The sequence below is a fragment of the Mesorhizobium sp. M4B.F.Ca.ET.089.01.1.1 genome (assembly GCF_004022605.1).
Taxonomy (GTDB): Bacteria; Pseudomonadota; Alphaproteobacteria; order Rhizobiales; family Rhizobiaceae; genus Mesorhizobium; species Mesorhizobium abyssinicae.
Genome location: NZ_RZOS01000342.1, coordinates 1 through 6,382, shown reverse-complemented (window position 1 = coordinate 6,382; position 6,382 = coordinate 1). Strand labels below are relative to the sequence as shown.

The window sequence follows — 6,382 nt, the reverse complement described above, 5'->3', positions numbered from 1 at the left end:
GTGTGAGGCTCTTCAACCGCACCACGCGCAGCGTCGCTTTGACCGAGGCTGGTGCCAGCCTGCTGGCGCGGCTCGGCCCCGCATTGGGCGAGGTAGAAGCTGCGCTCGATGTGGTGAACGGCTTTCGCGACCGGCCCGCCGGAACGTTGCGTCTCAACGTGCCGATAAGCGCCTCGCGGCTGGTGCTGCCCAAAATCGTTCCGGGATTTCTCGCGGCCTATCCCGCCATTCGCCTGGAGGTGATCGCCGAGGAGAACTTCATCGATCTGCTGGTGGCCGGCTGCGACGCCGGAATCCGCTATGACGAGCGGCTGGAGCAGGACATGATCGCGGTGCCGATCGGACCCCGAGCGCAGCGCTTCACGACCTCCGCTGCGCCGTCCTACCTTGACCGGCACGGCCGGCCGCAGCACCCGCGCGACCTGCTTGGCCATGCCTGTGTGCGCGGCCGCTTCCCGAGCGGGGTCATGACGCCCTGGGAGTTCGAGCGGGACGGCGAGGTGGTGCGGGTCGATCCCACGGGGCCATTGGTCGTCAGCATCGGTGGAGGCGTCGATCTCGCTGTCGATGCGGCGATCGCTGGTGTCGGCATTCTCTGGCTGTTTGAGGACTGGGTGCGCCCGCATTTCGAGAGCGGCGCGCTGGAACCTGTGCTGGAGCCGTGGTGGCAGAGCTTCCCGGGACCCTTCCTGTACTATCCCGGCCGACGGCTGGTGCCCGCGCCGCTGCGCGCATTCATCGACTACATAAAGACGCCGGCCGGCCGCGGTCCCTGAGCATCCCAAAAACAAAAAGGCCGCCCGGAGGCGGCCTTTCGATTGTCCAAATTTCGTAGCGCTTAGCGCTTCGAGAACTGGAAGGAGCGGCGGGCCTTCGCCTTGCCGTACTTCTTGCGCTCGACGACGCGGCTGTCGCGGGTCAGGAAGCCGCCCTTCTTGAGCACGGCGCGCAGCGCCGGCTCGTAGTAGGTCAGCGCCTTGGAGATGCCGTGACGAACGGCGCCGGCCTGGCCGGACAGGCCGCCGCCGATGACGGTGGCGACGATGTCGTATTGGCCGGCCCGGTTGGCGGCGATGATCGGCTGGTTGAGGATCATCTGCAGCACCGGACGCGCGAAGTAGCTCGCGAATTCCTTGTCGTTGACGACGATCTTGCCGGAGCCCGGCTTCACCCAGACGCGCGCGATGGCGTTCTTGCGCTTGCCGGTGGCATAGGCGCGGCCCGACTTGTCGAGCTTCTGGACGTGGACGGGAGCGGCCGGCTGCGCGACGGCAGCGGCAGTCCCGAGTTCTGCGAGCGAGGAAAGCTCAGCCATTACGAAGCCCTCTTGTTCTTGGAGTTCAGCTTGGCCACGTCGAGCGTGACGGGCTGCTGGGCGACATGCGGATGTTCAGCGCCTGCATAGACGCGGAGATTCTTCATTTGGCGACGGCCAAGCGGGCCGCGCGGGATCATGCGCTCGACGGCCTTCTCGACGACGCGCTCGGGGAAACGGCCCTCGAGCAGCTGGCGCGCGGTGCGCTCCTTGATGCCGCCGGGATGGCCGGTGTGCCAGTAGTAGACCTTGTCGGTGTACTTCTTGCCGGTGAACACCACCTTGTCGGCATTGATGACGATGACGTTGTCGCCGTCGTCGACATGCGGGGTGAAGGTGGGCTTGTGCTTGCCGCGCAGATGGTTGGCGATGACAGTGGCGAGGCGGCCGACGACGAGACCTTCGGCGTCGATCAGCACCCACTTCTTCACCACATCCGCAGGCTTCTGCGAAAAGGTAGCCATGGTTCTTGCTCTCGGTTGGACCCTCCCTACCCGCGAAGGACAGGGAAAGGCGTTTCTTGTTGCTTGAATTGGCTGGGGCGTCTGCCCGTCGCCAATAACAAAACGGCGGCCGTTGCGGGCCGCTGCTTCGCGAGGGCTTATAGGCGAGGCTAATCAGCGCGTCAAGGCGATCGAAATCTCTCTTTGCGTGGAAAATATAGCAAAAACAATGAATTGAGTAAAAGGTATTATTTTACCACATCATTCGGACGTTTCGGCGGGATCGAATAGGTGCCTGTGGCATGCGCTACCGTGTGTCCGTCCGGCCCGGCGACGATGTCGATGTCGAACACCATCAGGCTTTTTCCCAGCTTCAGGATGCGGCAATGGCCGTCGATCGGACCGGCCTCGGCCTTGCGCACGAAGTTGATGTTGAGGTTGGTGGTGACCGACAGCGCATCCGGCCCGGCATGCGAAAGCACGCAGACATAGCCGCCGATGTCGGCCAGCGTGAACAGGGAAGGACCAGACACCGTGCCGCCCGGGCGCAAATGCCGCTCGTCGGCATTGAGCCGCACGATGCAGCCGCCGGGAAACACCTCCAGCGCCTGATAGAAGGAAAACTGGTCGTTGAGCTGCGGATAGACGCTTTCCATCAACCGATTGACGTCAGCCGCGGTCAACACCGGCTTCAGATTGCTTTGAGCGGGCATCGGCGATTTCCTATGTGCGGGACGGGCAGGGCACCCAAGGCGAGGGCGCCTGGACCAAATGTTGCGGCCGAGAAAACACGGCTAGCGGCTTTTCTTCAATCGGCAGCGTGCTAGTTCTTTTGTTCCATGGTCTGTGAAGTGCGCCACAGCAGGCCGAGAAGGATTGGGCGGAGAGGTTTGAGAACATGGCTGAAGTCGTCGCCATCAAGCCGGCAATCGCCGAGGGGCCTGTTGTCGCCAGCCTGGACAAAGGCATTCTTCGCCTGACGCTCGCCAGCCCGCCGGCCAATGCCTTGTCGCTGGCGGTGATGGCGGCGCTGATGGCCGAACTCGATCGCGCGAAATCCGACAAATCCGTGCGCGTCATCATCCTCGCGGCGTCCGGCAAAGTGTTCTGCGCCGGCCACGATCTCAAGGAACTGAGCGCCCATCGCAGCGATGCCGATCGCGGCCGAGCCTTCTTCGAGAAGACCTTTGCCGCTTGCGCCGAGCTAATGCAGGCGATCGTGCGCCACCCCAGGCCGGTCATCGCCGAGGTCGACGGCCTCGCCACCGCCGCCGGGCTGCAATTGGTCGCCAGTTGCGATCTTGCGATTGCCTCGCACGAGGCGACCTTCTGCACGCCGGGCGTCAACATCGGCCTGTTCTGCTCGACGCCGATGGTGGCGCTGTCGCGCAATGTCTCGCGCAAGCAGGCCATGGAAATGCTGCTGACCGGCGAGACGATCGACGCGGCCACCGCCAGGGAATTCGGCCTCGTCAACCGCATCGTGCCGAGCGAATACCTGAATCAGGTTGTCAGCAAATACGCGCAAACCATTGGTTCAAAATCATCTTTGGTGGTCAAGACTGGCAAGGAGGCGTTCTACGCCCAGGCCGAGATGGGACTGGGCGACGCCTATGCCTACACCGGCCGGGTGATGGTCGAGAACATGTTGGCGCGCGACGCGGAGGAAGGCATCGGAGCTTTCGTCGGCAAGCGCAAGCCGGAATGGAAGGACGAGTAGGGCGCCCGGAAAGAGGAAGATCCGAATGGAACCGCGTATCTCCATCATCACCGTCGCCACCGACGATCTCGCTCGCGCGACGCGCTTCTACGAGGGCATGGGACTGACCCGCCATCCGGGGATCACCGAGGGCGTCGCCTTCTTCCAGATGGGTGGAGCCATTCTCGGCCTGTTCCCGCGCGAAAGCGCCGAGGAGGATTCCGGCGTCAGCTTTGCAAAAGCGCCGTCGGCCGTCTATCTCGCCTACAACACCCGCTCCGACGCCGAAGTCGACCAAGTCCTCGCCATGGCCGAGAAGGCCGGCGGCAAGATCGTCAAGCCGGCCGGCCGCGCCTTCTGGGGCGGCTGGTACGGCTATTTCGCCGATGCCGACGGCCATGTCTGGGAAGTCGCGCACAATCCGGCCTTTCCGATCGCGGAAGACGGCTCGATCTCGCTGCCGGGCTGACGCTGCCCGTGGCGCCTCGCAAGCAACTGACGCGGCTGAAGGCGCCTTATCTCAAGCGCATCCTGCTCGAGCCGGCGCGCGTCGAGGCGTGGGACCAATATCCCTGGAACCTGCCGATCTTCGCCAGCCGCGCATTCGAGTTCGAATTCACCGCGCCGATCACCATCATCGTCGGCGAGAACGGCACCGGCAAATCGACGCTGCTCGAAGCCATTGGCGCCCTGGCCGGCTATGACGAGGCCGGCGGCGGCAAGGGTTACAGGCCGGTCGATCATTCTTCCGCCATCGACAAGAGCGGGACAGCACTGGCCAACGCCTTGCGCGGCCACTGGCTGCCGAAGGTCACAGCCGGCTGGTTCTTCCGGGCAGAGTCCTTCTACTCCGTCGCTCGTTACCTCGATCAGGCGGCGCTGGACTCTGGCGGTGCGCCGCCCGATTTTCTCTCGTGGTCGCACGGCGAAGGTTTCATCCGCTTCTTCGAGGAGCGCTGTCGTCGGCAAGGCATCTACATCCTGGACGAGCCGGAAAGCGCGCTGTCGCCGACACGCCAGATCGAACTGCTCAAGCTGCTGAGGCGAATGGACCTGTCCGGCACCGCGCAGGTGATCATGGCGACGCACTCGCCGCTGCTGATGGCCTGTCCCGGCGCGCGCCTGTTCCGCATCAGCCGCTTCGGGCTCGACCTGGTCGATTTTCGCGACACCGACCACTTTCGCATGATGCGCGATTTCTGCGGCGATCCGGATGGTTTTCTCGCCGAAGCGCTGTATGAGGACGAGGCATGAACCACGACAGCTACGACAACACCTATATCGCCGGCATCCTCAACTCGGTGAAGACCGTCGCTATGGTCGGCGCGTCGCCCAACGACGTTCGGCCGAGTTTTTTCGTGCTGAAGTACCTGTTGGCCAAGGGGTTCTCGGTGTTTCCGATCAATCCTGGTCATGCCGGCAAGGAGATTCTCGGCCGTACCGTCTACGCAAGCCTCGCCGACGTGCCGCAGCCGGTCGACATGGTCGACATCTTTCGTGGCTCGGTCGCGGTGCCGGGTATCCTCGATCAGATTCTGCGGCTCGATCCCTTGCCGAAGGTCGTCTGGATGCAGCTTGGCGTGCGCAATGACGAGGCGGCCGCCCGCGCCGAGGCTGCCGGCATGAAGGTGGTGATGAACCGCTGCCCGAAGATCGAATACGGCAAGCTGTCGGGCGAGATCGGCTGGACCGGCGTCAATTCCGGCGTGCTGTCGTCGAAGAAGCCGCTGATGCGGCAGGGCTTCCAGAGCTTCGGCGTAAGGCAAAAATAGCCCGGCTGCCGCGGCGCAAAATTATTCCGGGAAGAGTAGGATTTTTTCGGGCGTTCGTGGCAGATCGCACGCCGAAAGGTATATTCTTCTTTGCATTCATGGCCGGCCTTCGCCAAGAATGCCCCGCGATTTCCTGCGCAGGTTCCTGAGGGAGTTTTCGATGACGCGTACGCCCGGTTTCAACACGCTTGCCATTCACGCCGGCGCCAAGCCCGATCCGGCGACGGGCGCCCGGGCGACCCCGATCTACCAGACCACCTCCTATGTTTTCGATGACGCCGACCATGCCGCCTCGCTGTTCGGCTTGAAGGCCTTCGGCAACATCTACACCCGCATCATGAACCCCACCCAGGCCGTGCTTGAGGAGCGCGTCGCGGCGCTCGAGGGCGGCACGGCGGCGCTGGCGGTCGCGTCCGGCCACGCCGCGCAGATACTGGTGTTTCACAATCTGATGCAGCCGGGCGACAATTTCGTCGCCGCGACAAGGCTTTACGGCGGCTCGATCAACCAGTTCGGCCACGCCTTCAAGAATTATGGCTGGGAGGTTCGCTGGGCCGACACCAACGATGTCTCGACCTTCGAAAGCCAGATCGATGACAGGACCAAGGCGATCTTCATCGAGAGCCTTGCCAATCCGGGCGGCATCTTCGTCGACATCGAGAAGATCGGCGACATCGCCCGCAAGCACGGCCTGCCGCTGATCGTCGACAACACGCTGGCCTCGCCCTACCTGGTGCGGCCGATCGAGCACGGCGCCGACATCGTCGTCCATTCGCTGACCAAGTTCATCGGCGGTCACGGCAATTCGATCGGCGGCGCGATCGTCGACGGCGGCACCTTCGACTGGTCGAAGTCTGGCAAATACCCGATGCTGTCGGAACCGCGCCCCGAATATGGCGGCATCGTGCTGCACGAGACCTTCGGCAATTTCGCCTTTGCGATTGCCGCGCGCGTCCTCGGCCTGCGCGACATCGGCCCGGCGATCTCGCCCTTCAACGCCTTCCTGATCCTGACCGGACTGGAGACGCTGCCGCTCAGGATGCAGCGCCATTGCGACAACGCGGCGAGCGTCGCCGGCTGGCTATCGAACCATCCCAAGGTCGCGTGGGTGAGCTATCCCAGCCTGCCCGGCCACAAGAACAACGCCCGGCAG

The 6,382-nt window shown here is 63.7% G+C and carries 9 protein-coding genes; 6 read left to right on the top strand and 3 right to left on the bottom strand.

Annotated elements, in window-relative coordinates:
- Window positions 1-776, top strand: a 776-nt coding sequence (locus EN780_RS25020) for a LysR family transcriptional regulator (RefSeq protein ID WP_133372706.1), incomplete at its 5' end; no start/stop codon positions are given.
- A gap of 62 nt (window positions 777-838) precedes the next feature.
- Here EN780_RS25020 and rpsI read toward each other — a convergent pair.
- The 3 genes from rpsI to EN780_RS25005 all read right to left on the bottom strand — a co-directional run bounded on the left by rpsI (window position 839) and on the right by EN780_RS25005 (window position 2,471).
- Entirely contained in the window at window positions 839-1,315 is a 477-nt protein-coding gene (gene rpsI / locus EN780_RS25015) for a 30S ribosomal protein S9 (RefSeq protein WP_126054908.1), read from the bottom strand.
- Window positions 1,315-1,779: a 50S ribosomal protein L13 gene (rplM, locus tag EN780_RS25010; protein ID WP_126054907.1), complete on the bottom strand. Its 465-nt coding sequence runs from the start codon at window positions 1,777-1,779 to the stop codon at window positions 1,315-1,317. The genes rpsI and rplM overlap by 1 nt, the downstream gene beginning before the upstream one ends.
- 227 nt (window positions 1,780-2,006) lie before the next feature.
- Window positions 2,007-2,471 (bottom strand): PaaI family thioesterase, encoded by a 465-nt coding sequence (locus tag EN780_RS25005; RefSeq protein ID WP_127282130.1) that lies wholly within the window; start codon window positions 2,469-2,471, stop codon window positions 2,007-2,009.
- Between the two features lie 185 nt (window positions 2,472-2,656).
- On the opposite strand from EN780_RS25005, the gene EN780_RS25000 reads away from it, so the two are divergent.
- The 5 genes from EN780_RS25000 to EN780_RS24980 form a co-directional block, all read left to right on the top strand.
- A complete protein-coding gene (locus EN780_RS25000; protein WP_128275616.1) occupies window positions 2,657-3,478 on the top strand; it encodes an enoyl-CoA hydratase in 822 nt (273 codons plus the stop codon).
- A 25-nt stretch (window positions 3,479-3,503) separates the two neighbouring features.
- Entirely contained in the window at window positions 3,504-3,926 is a 423-nt protein-coding gene (locus EN780_RS24995; protein ID WP_128275615.1) for a VOC family protein, read from the top strand.
- An 8-nt stretch (window positions 3,927-3,934) separates the two neighbouring features.
- Window positions 3,935-4,711, top strand: a complete 777-nt coding sequence (locus EN780_RS24990) for an AAA family ATPase (RefSeq protein ID WP_128275614.1) — start codon at window positions 3,935-3,937, stop codon at window positions 4,709-4,711.
- The gene (locus EN780_RS24985; protein ID WP_127282126.1) at window positions 4,708-5,229 is read left to right on the top strand and encodes a CoA-binding protein; all 522 of its coding nucleotides are present in this window, start codon (window positions 4,708-4,710) and stop codon (window positions 5,227-5,229) included. Before EN780_RS24990 ends, EN780_RS24985 begins: the two co-directional genes overlap by 4 nt.
- A 160-nt stretch (window positions 5,230-5,389) precedes the next feature.
- The coding region (locus tag EN780_RS24980) for an aminotransferase class I/II-fold pyridoxal phosphate-dependent enzyme (RefSeq protein WP_128275613.1) at window positions 5,390-6,382 on the top strand (993 nt) is incomplete at its 3' end.

What these genes read in the sequence shown, in the direction of transcription:
- rpsI (WP_126054908.1), bottom strand. Translation starts at nt 1,315, where the DNA reads ATGGCTGAGCTTTCCTCGCTCGCAGAACTCGGGACTGCCGCTGCCGTC.
- EN780_RS24985 (WP_127282126.1), top strand. Translation starts at nt 4,708, where the DNA reads ATGAACCACGACAGCTACGACAACACCTATATCGCCGGCATCCTCAAC.
- EN780_RS24995 (WP_128275615.1), top strand. Translation starts at nt 3,504, where the DNA reads ATGGAACCGCGTATCTCCATCATCACCGTCGCCACCGACGATCTCGCT.
- rplM (WP_126054907.1), bottom strand. Translation starts at nt 1,779, where the DNA reads ATGGCTACCTTTTCGCAGAAGCCTGCGGATGTGGTGAAGAAGTGGGTG.
- EN780_RS25005 (WP_127282130.1), bottom strand. Translation starts at nt 2,471, where the DNA reads ATGCCCGCTCAAAGCAATCTGAAGCCGGTGTTGACCGCGGCTGACGTC.
- EN780_RS25000 (WP_128275616.1), top strand. Translation starts at nt 2,657, where the DNA reads ATGGCTGAAGTCGTCGCCATCAAGCCGGCAATCGCCGAGGGGCCTGTT.